Consider the following 18,493-nt stretch of genomic DNA (forward strand, 5'->3'; position numbering starts at 1 on the left):
CGTCATGTCTCCGCGTCTCCCCTCAAAAGTGACACAGGCTTGCAGCCTGTGGGTGAGACAGGCATTCTGCCTGTCGTCCCGAACGTCTCCACGCCCCCAACCTCCCCCAATCCATCGAGGACGAGTTCGAGTAGGAGGACGAGGACGATTCCTGCAAACCACCCTCCTCATCTTTCTCACCCTCACCTGTTTTTGCAATGTTAACGCCCAAGACCCCGCCCTCCGCTTCGGCACCCCCATCCCCCCCGAAGTCGACCGCATCTACGAAAACGGACTCGCCTGGCTCGCCGCCAGCCAAACCCCCGAAGGCAGCTGGCAGGACGACCAGAACGGCGGCGGCGTCGACGGCATTTGCCTGATGGCCTTCCTCGCCAGCGGCGAAGACCCCAACTTCGGCCGACACGCCAACCACATCCGCCGCGCCCTGCGCGCCATCATCCAAAGCCAGGACGGCACCACCGGCTACATCCCCAACAGCATGTATCACCACGGCTTCGCCACCCTCGCCCTCGCCGAAGCCTATGGAGCCGTGGACGAAACCCTCCTCTGGCAGGGCGTCACCGATCCCACCAAAAAACGTTCCATCGCCGCCGCCCTCGACCTCGCCGTGCGTTGCGCCTCCACCTCCCAGATGAAAAACCGTTTCGGCGGCTGGCGCTACAATCCCGACGACACCGACGCCGACACCTCCGTCACCGGTGCCGTGCTCATGGGACTTCTCGCCGCCCGCAATGCCGGCATGGAGGTCCCTGATGAGTCCATCAACGGTGCCGTCGAATACATCCGCCGCAGCACCGGCAAAGACGGCTCTGTCGCCTACTCCGGCGGCATCGGCGGAGGCGGGGGCAGCATCAACCTCAGCGCCATCGCCGCCCTCATCGCCACCGTTTCGAAACAAAAAGACGACGAAAAATACCCCGCCACCGTCAAGCGCATTGTCGACGAAATGGCCGGCGACGAAACCCATTATCCCGAATACTTCCGCTACTACATGGCCCAGGCCCTGTTCCAGACCGATTACGAAGCCTGGCAAAAATGGAACAACGCCATCGCCCGCAAACTCAGCACCCTCCAGCAATCCGACGGCGGTTTCGGCAGTTCCTATCAAACCGGCATGAACCTTCTCTCCCTTGCCCTCAACTATCGTTTCCTTCCCATCTACGAGCGTTAAAAATCGTCCTCGTCCTCGTTCTCCTACTCGTCCTCGAAACCGTTCCATGACTCCACGTCGACCCTCAAAAGTGACACAGGCTTGTAGCCTGTGGGTGAGACAGGCATTTTGCCTGTCCCGAACATCCCCACGCCCCCGACCTCCCTCAATCCATCGAGGACGAGTAGGAGAACGAGGACGAGTAGGAGAACGAGGACGAGGACGATTCTTCCACCTCACCCTCCTCATCCTCCTCACCCTCACCTGCCTTTCCAAACCCCTCCCCGCCATCGACGAACTCACCTGGAACAACGGAAGCACCCTCAAAGGCACCCTCACCTCCGCCGACAGCACCACCCTCCACTGGCACCCCACCGCCTTCCTCGAAGCCGCCCCTCTCCACCTCCACAGCATCCGCCGACTCAGCTTCGACGCCAACCCCACTCTCACCCAGCAACCCTGGGCCATCCATCTCCGCGACGGCAGCCGGCTCCACGCCGACATCACCGCCCTCGACGCCAACACCCTCACCATCAACAGCCCCGTCCACGGCACCGCCCAACTCCGTCGCAGCGAAGTCAGCCACCTCCAGCGCATGAACGGCGGCAGCCTCGTTCACGCCGGACCCTGCGGCAAAACCGGCTGGTTCGATGCCACCGAAATCCAAAACAAAGACGACCTCAAATCCCCCATCTGGCAAAGCGGTCCCGGCGGCACCCTCAACACCGGATCATGGAACAGCCGCGCCACCCTCAACACCCCACCTCCCGAAATTTGCGACCTGCAAATCCACCTAAGCTCCACCACCCGACCCGAATTTGCGCTCCTCATCGGCGATAAACCCTACGGTCGGCTTACCGTTGAAACCTGGGACGACGAACTCGTCCTCGTCTACCAAAACCACTTCACTCCCCTCCTTAAACTCGCCGACGACGACCGCCAGATCTCGCTGCGCATCATTTGGGACCGCAAAACCCACCGTTACGCCGCCTTCGCCTCCGACGGCACCCCTCTTTGCGAGTGGCAAACCAGCCAACCCCTTCAAGAAACCGACCCAGTCTCCGACGACTTCGCCCCCAATTTTGCCCAAACACGCGCCCGCGCCACCACCACCCCCATCTACACCGGCATCGTCCTCGTCAACAAAGGCCCCGATCTCACCCTCCAACAACTCCTCATCCGACGCGGCACCGGCGACGCCCCCGGCAAAATCGATCCCGGCAAACCCCACCTCATCCTCAACAACGGCAGCAACTTCCAGCATCCGGTCCTCACCATCCGCGATGGTCGAGTGTCTCTCGCAAACCAACAAACTCTCCCCCTCAGCGACATCGAGCATCTCCACCTCGATCTCCCGGATCTGCACATCGTTCCCGCCATCAACACCGAAGTCCGCCTCGCCGATGGAGCCCACCTCCGCGGCCGCCTTCAGAAAGCCGATGCCGAAACCCTTCACCTTCAAACCTCCTTCACCACCGAACCCCTTTCCATCCTCCGCAAACCGCTCACCGACATCCACTTCCTCGTCTCCCCACCTGAAAACAGTCCGCCCATCCCCACCCCCCAACAAACCGACCTCCTCACCTACGGCCCAGGCGAAAACGAACGCCTCCCCGGACACTTCAGCCCCTCCAATTCCGCCTCCCTCGAGTGGCTCCCCATCGGCGGCGTGCGACCCGTCAAACTCCTCCCCAGCTCCCAGCTTAAAATCACCCGCGCCCTCCCCGCCGACGGCAAATTTCCCCGCGCCCCCGCCTGGTTTCACCTCGACAGCGGCGACATCATCCCCGCCAGACTCACCTCCCTCGACAGCGACACCATCCACTTCGAAGCCCCACTGCTCGGCGTCCGCCAGCTCCCCGCCGTTCGCCTGCGTGCCGTCCAGTTCGCCGGACCCGAAGTCGACGCCGTCGGCTTCTCCGACCCACGCTGGCAGGTCGTTAAAGGCGATGCGGCCGGTGCTGTCATCAACAACAAAGACAACAGCCTCCTTCTCAAACCCGGCACCTCCTTCGGCCACCCCATCCTCATGCAGGGCAGCGAAGTCCGCCTCACCCTCAAACCCAGCGAAACCATCGCCACCCTCCGCCTTCGCCTCTACTGCGCCGGGGTCGACATCACCGCACCCCACCTCCGCATCGTCATCGCCCAATACCACGGCAACCAAATCTACGTCGGCCTCGAAGAACCCGAAGGCCAACTGCGCGAACAAGTCGGCACCAACGTCACCAGCGGCAAAGACACCCACTACCGCCTCGTTTTCCAATCCAACAACAACGAAGTCGAAGTCTTCGTCAACGATCTCTCCATCGGCAAGTTCTCCACCAATCAGACCCAGAACCGCAACCGCGTCCGTCGCGGCAACGCCGCCGTCGAAAGCGACCCCATCCCTCAATCCGGACTCGGTGTGGTGCTCGAATCCGCCAACCTCTGGGGCAACGGCGACGCCAACATCACCCTTCACAACTTTTCGGTCCAACCCGACCCCGCCAAACTCCACCTCCCCGTGGTTGATCCCACCACCCGCGCCCAGGCCCTCCTCATTCCCCGTCTTCAGCAGAACGCCCCACCCCATCATGTGTTGATTGCCAACAACGGCGACCTACTGCGCGGTCACCTCCAATCCGCCACCGCCAGCCATCTCGGCTTCCGCGTTGGCCTCGAAGAACACACCATCCCCCTCGACCGCGTCTCCGCCGCCGTCTGGCTGCAAAACCCGAGCCACGATGACGACCTCATCCGGTTCAGCACCATCTCCATTCCCAAAGGCGACGGCCAGCTCAAACACGCAGAAGAAATCCGCAAATCCGCCCTCAAAGGCGAAGACTTCGCCAAACTCGCCCTCAGCCACTCCAAAGACAGCAAAGCAGAAAACGACGGCGACTGGGGCGAACAAAAGCGCGGTGTCCTCCACTCCAGTCTCGCCACCATCGCCTTCTCACTCCAACCCGGTGCCATCAGCGAAATTATCGACATTGGTGATTTTCACATGATTCTCAAAAGCCATCCCTCCAACCCCAAACCCCGCCTCCTCGCACTCCCCCGCCCTCTCCCCAGTCCCGAACCCACCGTTGAATCCAAACCACCCACCCACCACCTCCACCTCCTCGACGGTTCGCAGTTCGCCATCACCGTCGATCAGTTTGCCAGCGACGCCATCATTGGCCACTCCGACCTCCTCGGCTCCTGCCGCATCCCCCTTAACCACCTCTACCAAATCCGCCTCTCCGCACCAGACGACTCACCCAACGAGGATTACTTCAACGACTGGAACATCGCCTACGCCACCGAACCCATCATCCCCGAAGCCGGAGCCCAAAACTCCCCCCTCATCGGCAAAACCGCCGACGCCTTCACCCTTCCCCTGCTCAGCGGCGGCGAATTCAAACTCGAAGAGCACCGCGGCAAAGTCATCGTCCTCGACTTCTGGGCCTCCTGGTGTGCCCCCTGCATCAAATCCCTCCCCGACATGATCACATTGATGTCAGCCCTCCCTCCCGAAAAAGCGCTCTTTATCGGCGTCAACCAGGGCGAACCTGCCGCGCACATCAGCACCTTCCTCAACCGCCGCCAGTGGCAATTTCCCGTTGCCCTCGACGAGCAGCAGCACATCGGCCAAAAATTCGGGGTTGAAGGCATTCCCCATACCGTCATCGTCGATGCCGAAGGGAAAATCGCCTGGGTCCAGACCGGCTACTCTCCCCAAACCGCCGAACAAGCCGCCCAAGTCATCGCCAAGCTTCTCTCCAAGTGAATATCCGTCGATCTGCCTAATCCCATTTGGGTGCCTGACATCAACGTCCTCTTCAGTCCAAAGCGCCAAAGGAGCGGCGCTATGTCAGCCTTGGGCAACGCCCAAGGTTGCGCGGGCAGGATTGTAGAGGGCTGAAAGCCCGCCCTATCTACGAAACGATCCGCAGCTTGCTTTGACGAATCGCGCTTCCGCCTTCGGCCAAATAGCGTGCAAATCCCCCTCTCCTGTGCCAACACTCTCATCTATTCTTCCGATGAGCCGTCACAACCTTGCCATCCGCACCGTGATCGCCAGCATGGCGGTCAACGCCTTGCTGGCGGCCATCAAATTCGTCACCGGCATCCTCGGCCATTCCTACGCCCTCGTCGCCGACGGCATCGAATCCATCAACGACGTCTTCGCCTCCCTGCTCGTGCTGATCGGGCTCAAAGTCGCCTCCAAACCCCCCGATGAAGACCACCCTTATGGTCACGGCAAAGCGGAACAACTCGCCGCCCTGTTCTCCGCCCTGTCACTGCTTGCCGCCGCTTTTGTCATCGCCTGGCAAAGCATCCACAACATCATCCATCGTCACACCTCCCCCGCCTGGTTCACGCTCCCCATTCTCGTCCTCGTCATCGTCGTCAAGGAACTCATGTCGCGCTACGCCCTCGCCAAAAGCACCGAGGCCGAAAGCACTTCCCTCAGAGGTGACGCCTGGCATCACCGCGCCGATGCCATCACCTCCGCCGCCGCGTTTTTCGGCATCACCATCGCCCTGATCGGCGGCGACGGTTATGAGAAAGCCGACGACATCGCCGCCCTCATCGGCTGCACCATCATCGCCACCAACGGCATCCTCCTTCTGCGCACCGCCGTTCACGAAAACATGGACGGCACCCCGCCCCAAAAACAGTGTGACGAAGTCCGCGCCATCGCCACTGACGTCCCGGGCGTTGAACTCATCGAAAAACTGCGCATGAAGAAATCCGGCCTCGGTTATCTGATGGACATCCACGTTCAGGTCGAAGGCACCCTCACCGTCGAAGAAGGCCACCGCATCGGCCACGATGTCCAACAAGCCCTGCTCGATTCCGACCACAAAATCGTCGACGTCGTTGTCCACGTCGAACCCTATCAAAGCACCGCCCTACCCCTCTCCCCGTCGGCAATCCACCCACCTAAAGAATAATAGGCCAAACCGCCTCAGGCATCCATCCTCCCCTACGTATTCGCCTTCGCCAACACCTCGCAAGCCTTCACATCCAGCTTGCCGCTCGACAAAATCGGAATCTCCGGCACGCGCACCAGCTTCTTCGGAATCCACAACGGCGGCACCCCGCGATCCAGCAGCTTGTAACGCAAATCCAAAATCTCCTGCTGCACACTCCCACCCGGGATCGAACTCAACAAGATCAACGATTCCCCCTTGTCCTCATCGGGAACGCCCACCACGGCGATCTTGCGCGTCAATTCACTCTCCAGATTGAGCGCCTTCACCAACGCCTCCTCCACCGTCTCGTGCGGCACCATCTCGCCACCGACTTTGCTAAACCGGCTCAAGCGGCCTTCCACATACACAAACCCATCCGAGTCCACCCGGCCAATGTCTCCCGTGCGGAACCAGCCGTCCTTGATCACCTCTCCCGACTTCTTCGCATTCTTCAAATACCCGTTGAATACATTTGCCCCCTTGAACCAGATCATCCCGCTCTCATGCAGGCTGCGCGGCTCGTCGGTATCGACATCGGTTACCTTCAAGGCCAGACCCGGCATCAATTGCCCCACGCTGCCAAAACGATGACTTGGAAACACCGGAATGCTCGATGGCTCGCCATCCGCTCCCGTCAAATTCGGCAAATTCACGTTGCTGGCCGGTGAGGTCTCTGTCAGTCCATACCCTTCCATCGGCGCAATCCCAAAACGCGCCTGAAACGCATCCGCCACCGTCTTCGGCAGCTTCTCCGCCCCCGTCACGATCATCTTAAGCGACGTGAACAATTCCGGATTCACCCCCTTCAAATACCCGCGCAAGAACGTCGGCGTCGTCACAAACAAGGTCACCTTGTATTTGTGGATCAGCTCTGCCAATTTTTTGCTCTCCAGCGGCGTCGGATAAGTCACCAGGTTAAACCCCTGAATCACCGGGAACCAACGCGTGACCGTGCAGCCAAAACTATGGAACAACGGCAAACACCCCAAAATGCCGTCCCGATGATCCATCGCAATCCGTGAACTGAACTGCGTCACATTGGCCAGCAAATTCCGATGCGTCAAAGACACCCCCTTCGGATCGCCACTGCTCCCACTGGTAAACAGCAGCAAGGCCTCCTCGTCGCCACCCTTCCTCGAAATCCCCAGCATCGCCGCCAACACCGGCGTCGGTAAAATCTTCGCCACCACAAACCAGCGCGCAATCGCACTTTTCAATCCTGGCACCAGGCGCTCCAAAAACATCATCTGCCGGTTCGGAGGCCAAGGAAAGGTCTGCAGCTTGCGCACAAACATGTCCGCCGTGATGTAATGATCCAGCTCCGCCTGCTTCATCGCGCTCTCCACTGCCGGACGCCCCGCCGTGAAGTTCAAGTTCACCGGCACCTTGCCCGCAAACAACACCGCCAAATTCGCCACCATCCCACCCAATCCCGGCGGCAAAATGATGCCCACCCGCGGCTTTTGGGTGGCCTTCTTCACCTCCTTGCTCAATGCGATCGCAATCGCCAAAACCTTGTCATACGGCCACACTTTTTCGTCCTTGCCGTCAATCAGCGACGCTTTCGAACCATGCTTTTTCAGCCCCTTCAGCAACGCATAGGCAAGATTCCGACCCAGCTTCGGATTGGCCGAAAACACCGCCTCGCTCAACTCAAGAATCGACTGCTGGTAGTTCGCCACCGACAACGTTTCTCCACTCAACAACGGACCGAACGCAAACACCGCCTTGCCTGCCGCCCATTTCGAATCAATCGCCAGCACCAGCTCCTGGTTACGCTGCACAAACAAAGGCGCAATCGGCGCATCCAGCTGCACCATCATCTCCAACTGCGCCCCCAACACGCTCGTCAGCGAACCCGGCTGAACCGCCATCTCCGATGGCAGGTAAATCAACACCGACCCCGCATTCAGCACCTCCGAAACGCGCTGCCGCAACGGCCCCAGGTCATAATCCAGCCGGCTGTCCGGCATCCTCAAAATCATCACGTCCTCCTGCTCTTCACGCAGCTTGTCCAACGCCGGAACCGTTGCTCCCTGCTGCACCAGATACGCCAGAGGGCGACCCTCCAAAAGGTGGTTCAGAACCCGCAACTCCTCGAAATTCAAATGACTGGGAACAATCAGCGCTCCGCTAGCAGGAATGTGCTCCCGGCCGTGGACAGGAATCGAAATCAGTTTGGGAGCTTTGGTCGTGGACATTTTCAGTGGGACGAAACATTCACCGTAACCAGAATCCATCTGATTACAAAGAATGACTTGAGATAAAATCGCAGGCCCCGCCCCGGCGCGCCTTAAAAAACCGCCGATCCAGCCACCGGAACCCCATTCAACGCCTTTTTCGCCGCCAGCACCTCAGGCCGCACCTCCGACCCGACCTTCACCGCCAACGCATGATCCGCCGGAAGTCCAAACCCCGACTTGCCCAGCACCAATGCCACCGTCGTCCACTGCTTGCTGAACCGGTCCATCGGAATCCGGATGTTGCCCCGGCTCGGGTCCGCCAAGAAAACCCGGTCCCCTGCCGTGCCGCGCAGCACCGCATAATGACGATAATCCTTCGTTTCCAAGTGCACCAGCACCGGACCGCCCAGCTCGCCAATCGACTCAAACGGCAACTGCACCCCCACCGCCTGATACCCACGCCGCTCCGCCGCGTTCTGCAAATCCAGCAATGACAACCCCTCCTGCTCCCGGTTCTTCAACTCCGCCGGTGTCAGGTGCAAAAAAATGTCTCTCAGCAACTCCGCCTCCGACACCTCATCATCAAAATAATACTTCATCAACGTCGCCAGCGCCGCCGCCCCGCAGGAGTAATCCATCTGCTGCTTCACCACATTCAAATCCCGCAACTCCCGCCACGAGTTCCATTCACGCCTGACCGTCGTGTCGCCGCTGCTGTTGCCGCTGCTGCAGGCCGTTTGCAAAACACAAACCCCCGCCAGCATCAACGCCTGCGTCCTCATCAAGATCATCATGATTGATTTCAAAAACGTTGGGTAACCGACGCTCCGAACACGCTGCTCGCCGCATCGTCCGACACTCCAAACGACACAAACGAATCCAGATACCGGCCCGCCGCCAGCGAATAGGTCAGACCAAAACGAATCGAAATCGGCTCAAGCTCGCTGTCCTCAAGCTCCACGCCGCCGACTTCCGTTTTCGAACGGAAATTGCCCTGCAACTGCGCGCTCAACGTCACCGCCTCGTTCACCGCAAAACCCATCCCAAAATTGTAACCAATCTGGTGTCCGGGCTCGATCCTTGTGTTGAACGCATTCCTCGAAAACCGGTAAAGATAATCCAAGCCCGCGAACAGAATCACCGGATCATACGATTTGATCAAGGTCAATCCCGCCCCCACGCCCCAATGCCCATCACCCAGCGCCACCACGTTCTCACCACCACTGTAGGGATCATCTCCCGTGGGAGCCAGGCCCGTGAGGTTCAAGATCACCTCGGGCCGACCCTCCTTCTCACGCAAAAGCATCGCTTTTAACCCAAAAACCGTGTCCCCAATTCCAAACTCATCATTGTCCGACTTTGTGCCTCCCTGACGCACCTCCTCTTCCGAAGCATACAACAAAGGCAAACTCGCAAACGCCTCCACCCGGTCCATCAGTCCCAGCCTCACACTCACTCGCGACTCAAACTCTCGCCGCAATTCATCATTCGCGACGAAGGTGTTGTCCTCATTCAGCTCCGCAATGAAACTCTGCTTCTCATCCCGGCGATAGCTCAGCCCAATCTCCACATCAAACTGCCCCGGCCTCAGCAACACACTCGACTGACGCAAAAACAGCAAGCGCGAATCCGCCTCCTCAGGCTCCTGACCCAGTGGCTGCGTCGGCAAACCCGTCGTCGTTGATTCCACCGCAGCCGTTGTTGTCGACTCACCCGTGACCGTCGACCCCGAACCAGATCCCGTCGCCGTGCTGCCCCCAAAAATCTTCGCCATGTCCGCCTCCGTCAGCATGGTCGGCTCACGACCCGACACCTGTGCCACATCCGCCCAATCCACCGTCACCGATCCAAATCGCGGCGAATTCACCACCAGCTTCCCCTCTCCCAACGTCGTCGCCGTTCCGACCAAACGCTCGCCGTTGGCCAGCGTCACTGACATCGGCCTTCCATAATTCAGCGCCACCCCCGACCCTGCTTCAGAAGCCTGCATCGATTTCGAACCCGTCGACACCAAGGTCGAAGCAACCATCCACAAACAACAATGACGAACAAACGCGCGGGACATGAGAAAAGAAACTTTTGCTGAACAGGCCGCACCCTAAGCGGCAGCTTTTTTGATTCAAAAAAACCCCGGCGCAAACTTCCATCTACGTCGGGGCAAGGCTCTCAATTTAGATCATCACACTCAAGGATTTGCGACTTTCGTGCTTTGGTAGTTCACCAAACGACCGGTATCCAAAATACCAAGGTTCGTGGTGGTGGTGAAGCTGCCTTGGGCAGGAGTAGACGTGCCGCTGAAAAGCAAGCCAAGGATGTTGGTGTTCGTGGTTGATGCTGGACGGGCACCGCTGGTTCCTACCGAAGTCAGACGCAAAACGGCGTTTTGCTCCAACAAGGTAATCGTCAAAGTCGAACCAATCAGGTTGATTGGAAGGACCAGATCACCGCGCACTTCGTTCATCTCCGATTTATCAAGTTTCACCACTTGATGTTTGCTGGCGACATTCTTGAGAATCGCCGGCATGTTTTCTTCAGCCTTGGCAGCGGTGCCGCCAAAAGCGAGAGCAAGGACTGCCATCAGAGTAAGAGATTTCGTTTTCATAGTTTTTTTGGGTTGTATCAGGATTGTATCACTGCACCTCCAACACCCCCCGAACCACCGCGAGGCAGTCAGCCGAGTGCCAAAGCTTCCAACTGACGATAAGCTTTACTTATTGAACAGGTCAATATAAATGAGAGCTACTTATACTATATTAGGGCAAATTTTTCTCTGAATGCCTTTGGCCCATCGTCCTCCTTGACTACTCCCGCCCGCCTCTCCGCCTGCATCAGCTGATTTGATGCAGGGATAGCAAAGCCTCTTCCGCTGCCGCGCATATACCGGCTTCCGTGATCAATCCCGTCACCAGCCTTGCCGGGGTCACATCAAAGGCATAGTTCGCCGCCGCACTTTGCGCGGGAAAAAGCGTCACCTCACCCACTTCGTTTGAGCTGGCCGACCATCCCTCCATCATGCGCACCTCCTCATCGCCGCGTTGCTCAATTGGAATGTCCCGAACTCCATCGCGCAAGTTCCAGTCAATCGTGCTCGAAGGCAGCGCCACATAAAACGGCACCCCATTGTCGCGCGCCGCCAGCGCTTTCAAATAGGTGCCGATCTTGTTCGCCACATCGCCCTGACACGATACCCGGTCCGCTCCCGTGATCACCATGTCCACCATCCCATGCTGCATCAAATGCCCGCCCGTGTTGTCGCAAATCACCGTGTGCGGCACCCCCTGTTGCGCCAGTTCCCACGCCGTCAAACGCGCGCCCTGATTCCGTGGCCGCGTCTCATCCACCCACACATGCACCGCAATCCCGGCCCGCTGCGCCGCATAAATCGGAGCCGTCGCACTGCCATGATCCACAAACGCCAGCCACCCTGCATTGCAATGGGTCAATAGGTTCACCACTCCCCCATTCTTCGCCCGCGACAGTTCCTCAATCACCTTCAATCCGTGTTCCCCAATCGCCTGACAAGCCGCCACGTCCTCTTCCGCAATCGCCAGCGCCGTCTCCAATGACACCCTCACCGCCACTTCTCGGTCCGCTACTTCCCCAATTGCCCGCAGCTGACGATCCACCGCATAAGCCAGATTCACCGCCGTCGGCCTTGTCCCCCTCAACCGATCCGCCCTCGACTTCAGCCCTCTTGCAAAATCTTCCTCCCCTGCCGCCTCCATCGCCGCCAGCCACATCCCAAATCCCGCCGTCGCCCCGATGCATCCCGCCCCGCGCACCCACATGTCTTTGATCGCAATTGCCACCTCCTCCACCGAGTTCAAATCCACTACCTCGAATTTCCACGGCAACAACCGCTGATCAATGATCCTCACCCTCGCAGTTCCTTCCGTCACCGCCCACACCGTTTGAAAAGATTGTCCATCCACAAGCATTCCTCATTCTAGCCCTGCGTGTTCTTCGTGCAATCCTCCTCCTGCTCTTACTCCTCCTCCTGCTCTTACTCCTCCTCCTGCTCTTACTCCTCCTCCTACTCCTCCTCCTACTCCTACTCCTACTCCTACTCCTACTCCTCCTCCTACTCCTACTCCTACTCCCCACTCAAAAGCCCCATCACCCTCCGCGCCATCAAACTCCCAACGCATCCTTCCCACCATCGTCCTCGTCCTCCTACTCGAACTCGTCCTCGAAATCCACGTCATCATCAGCTCCCAGGCGGATCAATTCCATGGTGAATGGGCAACATGGAAGCTTCAGTCGCGCCTCGCGGGAAGTAGGAGGAAGAGTAAGAGTAGGAGGGGCCCCACCCGCTGTGATTCATTGGAAATGCTGCGTGTCGGCCTGTCTGCTATTTTCGAGGACGAGTAGGAGAACGAGGACGAGGACGACCATGATTTTTCCCGAGCATCCCCCTTGACCCTGAACCCTCCTCACCTGAGCATTTCACTCTCCCCCCTTTAGCCCTTATTCTTTAGCCTTTAGCCTTTCCCAGTGTCCCTCCTCACCATCCTCACTGCCACCCTCCCCATCTACTTGATGATGATCGCCGGTGGTGTTGCGCGAAAACTGCGCTGGATGCCCAAGGAAACCGACACCGGCGTCATGCACCTCACCGTGCGACTCCTCTTCCCCTGCCTCATCATTGAGCGCATCGTCGGCAACAGTGCCCTCGCCAACCCCTCGCAAGTCCTCCTCGCGGCCGTCCTCGGCTTTTCCATCGCCGCCCTCGCGGTTCTCGTCAGCTACCTCATCGCCCGCCTCCTCGGCATGAAATCCGGTGCCGGAGCGCGCACGTTCGGACTCGCCACCGGTTTCCAAAACTACGGCTTCGTCGCCATCCCCGTCACCCAGGCCCTGTTCGGTCCCGACCTCATCGGCGTCCTCTTCACCTTCAGCGTCGGCGTCGAATTTGCCATGTGGACCGTTGGCGTCGGTCTCCTCACCGGCTTCAGCAACGCCCCTTGGCGCCAAGCCGTCAACGCCCCCGTCATCAGCACCCTCGTCGCCCTTGCCCTCCACTACGGTGGCGCCGGACCCTACATTCCCGAAGCCATCCACACCTTTCTCGCCACCCTCGGTGCCTGCGCCATTCCGCTCTCCCTTTTGCTCATCGGCGGCAGCATTGCCGACCTCATCGGCACCGAACCCATCCGCTGGAACGTCGCCATCACCTCCGCCCTCATGCGGCAAATCCTGCTGCCCATCATGATGCTTGCCATTGCCGCTGCCATGCCGATCAGCCACGAACTCAAACAAGTCCTCTGCGTCCAGGCCGCCATGCCCGCCGCCGTCTTCACCATCGTCATCTCCCGACACTACGGCGGACACGCCCCCACCGCCGTCCTCGTTGTGCTCGCCACCTCCTTCGTCAGCCTCTTCACCATCCCCGTCGCCATCCGCTTCGGCATGCGTTTCCTCGGCTTGTAAGAAACAAAATCGCAAAAGACCCTTAAGCTCTCACGTTCATGCCAACCATCATCATGCACACCACCCGACGCCTCCTCGCCATCCTCGCCCTGGGCCTGCTTCCCCACCTCGCCACCGCCGAGACCCAACCCACCGAAGCACCTCCCGCCCCAGCCCCAACCACTTCTGCCAAAACCTTCGGTGCCACCCTCAACCTCAAGCACGGCGACCGCTTCATCTTCATCGGCGACTCCATCACCCACCAGTGCCTCTACACCCAATACGTCGAAAACTTTTTCTACATCAATCGTCCCGAACTCGGCATTCAGTTCCGCAATGCCGGCATCAGCGGCGACCGCGCCCTGGACGTCCTCAATCGCTTCGATGAAGACATCGCCGCCTTCAAACCCACCATCGCCACCATCCTCCTCGGCATGAACGACGGCAGCTACAAGGACTTCGACCGCGCCGTCTTCGACACCTACACCAAAGGCATGACCGAACTCCTCGACAAACTCGACGCCATTAACTGCCGCGTCGTCATCATGAGCCCCACCATGTTCGACCACCAATCTTGGGACATCACCATCAAACAAAAACCCGATTACGCCAAAGGCCGGATCGTCACTGGATACAACGCCGTGCTCGGCTACTACGGAAAATGGCTCCAGCAAACCGCCCTCGACCGCGGCTACGGTTTCGTCGACCTGTTCGGCCCCCTCAACGACATCACCGTCCACCAACGCAAAACCGATCCCGCCTACACCCTCGTTGCCGACGCCATCCATCCCGGCTCCCACGGTCAATATGTCATGGCCAAATCCCTCGTCGAACAAACCGGCGAAGCTCCCCTCAGCATCGACACCGAACCCTCCCAAGCCATCCACATCGGCAAAGTTCCCGTTCGCAACCTCAACGGACAACCCGCCCCCGACAGCACCGCCGCCAAAATCATCGCCCTCAACCAAAAGCGCAATCAGGAAGCCGTGAACCCTCTCCGTGGACTCTGGGGAAAACAAAAAGGCATGCTCAACACAAAAAACACCAACCCCGCCGCCTACGCCACCTGGCGCACCGAATTTGAAGCCAAACGCGCCGAACTCGACGCCAAAGCCGCCCAATTCGAAGTAGAAATCCACGCCCTCTCCAAAACCATCCCCTTCAAAGCCGAACCCAAACCCCAGCCAGTCCAGCAAAAGAAAGCCGCCTAGATGGAGGAGGAGGGACATTCCTGTCCCTCATAAACCCCCGCCGCCCACCCGCCCCACCCCACGAAAACCCCAAAATTCCCGTTTCTAATTGTCCCTTCTTCATTTCTAATTCCCCCATGCCCCACCGCATCGCCTGTCTCGGCCCCGAAGGCAGCTTCTCCCACCTCATTGCCACCAAACGTTTCCCCGACACCCAGCCCACCCTGCTGGCCAGTGTCGAGGACGTCTTCACCTGGCTCGCCGACCAACCTGAATCCGACGCCCAAGCCCAAGGCATTGTCCCCATCGAAAACTCCTCCGGTGGCATCATCCTCGCCACCATCGACCGCCTGATGGACCCACGCTGCCCCTTCCACGTCCAGGAAGAACTCACCCTCGACGTCAAACTCGCCCTGCTCGGCCGCCCCGACCAGACCATCGAAGTCATCTACTCCCACTACATGCCCTTCTTCCACTGCGACGACTGGCTTAAACAAAACCATCCCCACGCCCGCCGCGTCCCCGTCGCCAGCACGTCCCACGCCGCCGAACGCGCCGCCAGGGAACCCAACGCCGCCGCCATCGGCAGCCGTGAAAACGCCGAGCGCCACAACCTCGCGCTGCTGCAGTATCCGATCGAAGAAAACATCATCAACATCACCCAGTTCTTCCTCATCGGCCACCAGCCCGCCCAACCCTCCACCGACAACAACCGCACCGCCCTCGTGGTTGAACTTCCCGACAAACCCGGTATTCTCTGCTCCTTCCTGACCCCCTTCTCCGAAGCCGCCGTCAGCCTCAAACGCATCGAATCCCGCCCCGTGCGCGGCCAACCCAACACTTATCGTTTTTACATCGAAATCGAAGGCTCCCCCGCCCATCCCGCCGTCGCCACCGCCCTCGAAAGGGCAAACACCATCGCCTCCCGCATCCATCAACTCGGCTCCTATCCCACCGGCATCCGCTTCGAATCCTAATCTCCAATCTCAGATCCCAGATCAAATTCCCATGTCCCGCCCGCTTCTCCTCCTGCTCGCCGTCGTCCTCACCCTTCTCCCCGCCTGCTCCACGACCGATCCCATGCTCGCGGTCCAGCTCGAAGCCCGTCGTGCCGCCATTGCCTCCGAGCCCCGCGGCGACTGGTTCATCGGTCGTCGTTACCACATTCCCCGCACCCAGTTCTGGGGTTACCTCCGTCGTCCCGGTCAGTCCTGGGATGAATCCCGGCTCGTGATCTTCAACGAACACCAGGCCATCCAGCCCGACCGCCTCCCCGAAGAACCCGCTGCCGGCAATGCCTACGGTTACGATCACAACTACGAATACCGCATCTTCGGTTACTTCACCGGCGACACCGTCTACGATCCCAACAGCGACATCTTCGTTCCCGAATTCAAACTTGCCAGCTACCAGCTCATCACCCCCACCCCCGGCTGGCTCTTCAAACCCAACGAACGTTTCGACGGCCGCCGCCTCCTGCGCAACGAGCCCAACATCAGGTAAAGAAAGAAAGTAGAAGGCTCGTCCCGGGCCTTTCATTTCCCCAATGCAAGGGCCGGGACGGCCCTTCTACTTTATCTTCTCCTTCGCATCCACCAAAACGCCGCTCCATAAAGCAGCACCGGTAACCCCGCGCTCAATCCCAGCGCCAGACCCGGCTCCACCACCCCGAGCGCCCCAATTGCCGCAAAAGCAAATCCCAGCGGCACACTCCCCGTCACGACCGCCAGCAAAAAACGCCACCAAGGCATCCGCGCCAATCCGGCCAGACACGCCACCGCCTCCGGCAAGACCGGCATCCATCGCGACAACGCCACCAGCCACCCGGCACTCTCCTTCTTAAAAAAGACTTCGCCCCGGCGCAACCCCTCCTCGCCCGCCAGCCATCGTGCCGCCCCGTGTCCCCACCATCGGCACACCCCATACGCCAGCATCCCGCTCAACACCGATCCGACGACGCTCACCACTCCGCCCCAAAACCACCCATAAACCAATCCCAAAGCCGACATCACCACCGTCCCTGGAATCGGCAGCACCAGATCCGCCATCAACAACAGCATTCCCCCCGCCCACGCCCACGAACCCAGCCCCTCCAGCCACACCTTAACCCCCATCAAATCAAAGAAGCCTTCAAACCATCCCCCCCAAATGACAAAAGGACCAATGATCAGCGCCAGCAAAACGCCGACCAGCACCCACCAACGAGAATGCGAATCTGATCGTGCCGTCATTTAAAGAATAGTTTCGCGCGTTAAAGCTCGATTTGTTACACTTCATCATCGCGATGAATCCCAAAATCAAACGCTTCCAACAAATCCTCCTCGCCGCCTGCCTGCTAGGCATCCTGGCGGGAGTTATCATGGTGGTTCTCAAAGAAAAACACTCGTTTGGCGACACCGGATATTTCATCGTTCTCTACTCAGGAGGCCTCGCCACCCTGCCCCTCTTCTACTTTGCCTCCCAAGTCGCCTTCCAATCTGACGACGACGACGACGATAAAAAATAACCCATCAGGCCTCAAAAGCACATTTTCCCTTTGTCCCATCGGGACAATTCATACCAGCCCGGCACGAGGTGCCGGGTTCCTGTCAGCAGATGACCCGCGTCCTGCAAGGACGCCTCATGCGGATGGCGCTTGCCCTAATTCATACATCCGACCAAATCGAGGACGAGTAGGAGTAGGAGAACGAGGACGATTGATTCGCGGTGCTCATCTTCCCCTTGACCCTTCACCCTGAACCCCTGACCCTCTCCGCATGCCCGCCATCGGTGAAAACAACCTCCTTCGCGTCGTCCGCGACAGCCCCTACGGCCTCTACCTCGATGGCGGCCAATACGGCGAAATCCTCCTCCCCCAACGCTTCGTCCCCACCAACAGCGTTCCCGGCGGCGAACTCGAAGTCTTCCTTTACCGCGACTCCGAAGACCGCCTCGTCGCCACCACCGAAACCCCCGTCGCTTTTGTCGACGAATTCGCCTTTCTCAAAATCGTCGACTACAAAACCGGCGTTGGAGCCTTCCTCGACTTCGGCGTCGCCAAACACCTCTTGCTGCCCATCAGCGAACAAAAAGGCCACGTCGCCCCCGGTGACCGCGTCGTCGTCTACATCAAACTCGACGATTACACCGACCGCCTCGTCGCCACCATGCGACTCGACCGCCACCTCAACCACACCAAACCCCGCTACGCCGAAGGCCAGACCGTCAACGTCCTCATCGCCGGAGAAACCCCGCTCGGCTACAACGCCATCGTCGAAAACGCCCACCGCGGCCTCCTCTACCACTCCGATCTCAACGCCAACCTCCAAATCGGCCAGCGCCTCAAAGCCTTCGTCACCACCGTCCGACCCGACGACAAAATCGATCTCAAACTCGACGCCGCCGGCTACACCCGCATCGAACCTCTCGCCGACCAAATCCTCAAAAAACTCGAAGCCAACGGCGGCCGGCTCGAGTTCGACGACTCCAGCCCCCCCGAAGCCATCCGCTTCACTTTTGGCGTCAGCAAAAAAGCCTTCAAACAAGCCCTCGGCCAGCTCCTCCGACAAAACAAGATAGGCTTCTCCGAAAACGGCATCAACCTGATCCGCGCATCTGACTAGGGATTCATAACTT

Annotated in this window: 15 protein-coding genes; 9 read left to right on the top strand and 6 right to left on the bottom strand. The window is 59.4% G+C overall.

Annotated elements, in window-relative coordinates; genetic code table 11:
* The first annotated feature begins 4 nt into the window (after positions 1-4).
* The 3 genes from FEM03_RS09685 to FEM03_RS09695 all read left to right on the top strand — a co-directional run bounded on the left by FEM03_RS09685 (position 5) and on the right by FEM03_RS09695 (position 6,075).
* Positions 5-1,171, top strand: coding sequence for a prenyltransferase/squalene oxidase repeat-containing protein (locus tag FEM03_RS09685; protein ID WP_240772728.1), 1,167 nt, complete (start codon positions 5-7; stop codon positions 1,169-1,171).
* Positions 1,172-1,217: 46 nt separating this feature from the next.
* Positions 1,218-4,904 carry a redoxin family protein gene (locus tag FEM03_RS09690; RefSeq protein ID WP_138086009.1) on the top strand — a complete coding sequence of 1,229 codons (3,687 nt, stop codon included), beginning with the start codon at positions 1,218-1,220 and terminating at the stop codon, positions 4,902-4,904.
* A 253-nt stretch (positions 4,905-5,157) separates the two neighbouring features.
* On the top strand, positions 5,158-6,075 hold the full coding sequence (locus FEM03_RS09695; RefSeq protein ID WP_138086011.1) for a cation diffusion facilitator family transporter: 918 nt from the start codon (positions 5,158-5,160) through the stop codon (positions 6,073-6,075).
* A gap of 32 nt (positions 6,076-6,107) precedes the next feature.
* Here the strand turns inward: FEM03_RS09695 and FEM03_RS09700 are convergent, their stop codons facing one another.
* The 5 genes from FEM03_RS09700 to mtnA form a co-directional block, all read right to left on the bottom strand.
* A complete protein-coding gene (locus tag FEM03_RS09700; RefSeq protein WP_138086013.1) occupies positions 6,108-8,297 on the bottom strand; it encodes an AMP-binding protein in 2,190 nt (729 codons plus the stop codon).
* Between the two features lie 92 nt (positions 8,298-8,389).
* Positions 8,390-9,073, bottom strand: coding sequence for a C39 family peptidase (locus FEM03_RS09705; RefSeq protein ID WP_138086014.1), 684 nt, complete (start codon positions 9,071-9,073; stop codon positions 8,390-8,392).
* Between the two features lie 8 nt (positions 9,074-9,081).
* A complete protein-coding gene (locus FEM03_RS09710; RefSeq protein ID WP_138086016.1) occupies positions 9,082-10,344 on the bottom strand; it encodes a transporter in 1,263 nt (420 codons plus the stop codon).
* A gap of 120 nt (positions 10,345-10,464) precedes the next feature.
* Positions 10,465-10,857, bottom strand: coding sequence for a hypothetical protein (locus FEM03_RS09715; protein ID WP_138086017.1), 393 nt, complete (start codon positions 10,855-10,857; stop codon positions 10,465-10,467).
* A 250-nt stretch (positions 10,858-11,107) separates the two neighbouring features.
* Positions 11,108-12,217 carry an S-methyl-5-thioribose-1-phosphate isomerase gene (gene mtnA, locus FEM03_RS09720; protein WP_138086018.1) on the bottom strand — a complete coding sequence of 370 codons (1,110 nt, stop codon included), beginning with the start codon at positions 12,215-12,217 and terminating at the stop codon, positions 11,108-11,110.
* A gap of 556 nt (positions 12,218-12,773) precedes the next feature.
* On the opposite strand from mtnA, the gene FEM03_RS09730 reads away from it, so the two are divergent.
* The 4 genes from FEM03_RS09730 (at position 12,774) to FEM03_RS09745 (ending at position 16,381) form a co-directional block, all read left to right on the top strand.
* Entirely contained in the window at positions 12,774-13,709 is a 936-nt protein-coding gene (locus FEM03_RS09730; protein WP_138086020.1) for an AEC family transporter, read from the top strand.
* Between the two features lie 38 nt (positions 13,710-13,747).
* The gene (locus FEM03_RS09735; protein WP_138086022.1) at positions 13,748-14,899 is read left to right on the top strand and encodes an SGNH/GDSL hydrolase family protein; all 1,152 of its coding nucleotides are present in this window, start codon (positions 13,748-13,750) and stop codon (positions 14,897-14,899) included.
* Between the two features lie 116 nt (positions 14,900-15,015).
* Complete coding sequence (locus FEM03_RS09740) at positions 15,016-15,855, top strand: prephenate dehydratase (RefSeq protein ID WP_138086023.1); 840 nt, start codon at positions 15,016-15,018, stop codon at positions 15,853-15,855.
* A 31-nt stretch (positions 15,856-15,886) separates the two neighbouring features.
* The gene (locus FEM03_RS09745) at positions 15,887-16,381 is read left to right on the top strand and encodes a hypothetical protein (RefSeq protein ID WP_138086025.1); all 495 of its coding nucleotides are present in this window, start codon (positions 15,887-15,889) and stop codon (positions 16,379-16,381) included.
* A gap of 71 nt (positions 16,382-16,452) precedes the next feature.
* On the opposite strand, the gene FEM03_RS09750 is transcribed toward FEM03_RS09745, so the two are convergent.
* Entirely contained in the window at positions 16,453-17,109 is a 657-nt protein-coding gene (locus FEM03_RS09750; protein WP_138086026.1) for a TVP38/TMEM64 family protein, read from the bottom strand.
* Positions 17,110-17,162: 53 nt separating this feature from the next.
* On the opposite strand from FEM03_RS09750, the gene FEM03_RS09755 reads away from it, so the two are divergent.
* Positions 17,163-17,384 carry a hypothetical protein gene (locus FEM03_RS09755; protein ID WP_138086028.1) on the top strand — a complete coding sequence of 74 codons (222 nt, stop codon included), beginning with the start codon at positions 17,163-17,165 and terminating at the stop codon, positions 17,382-17,384.
* 250 nt (positions 17,385-17,634) lie between these two features.
* Entirely contained in the window at positions 17,635-18,480 is an 846-nt protein-coding gene (locus FEM03_RS09760) for a CvfB family protein (RefSeq protein ID WP_138086030.1), read from the top strand.
* Positions 18,481-18,493: the final 13 nt, after the last annotated feature.

Origin of the sequence: Phragmitibacter flavus, from assembly GCF_005780165.1 — a bacterium.
GTDB lineage: Bacteria > Verrucomicrobiota > Verrucomicrobiia > Verrucomicrobiales > Verrucomicrobiaceae > Phragmitibacter > Phragmitibacter flavus.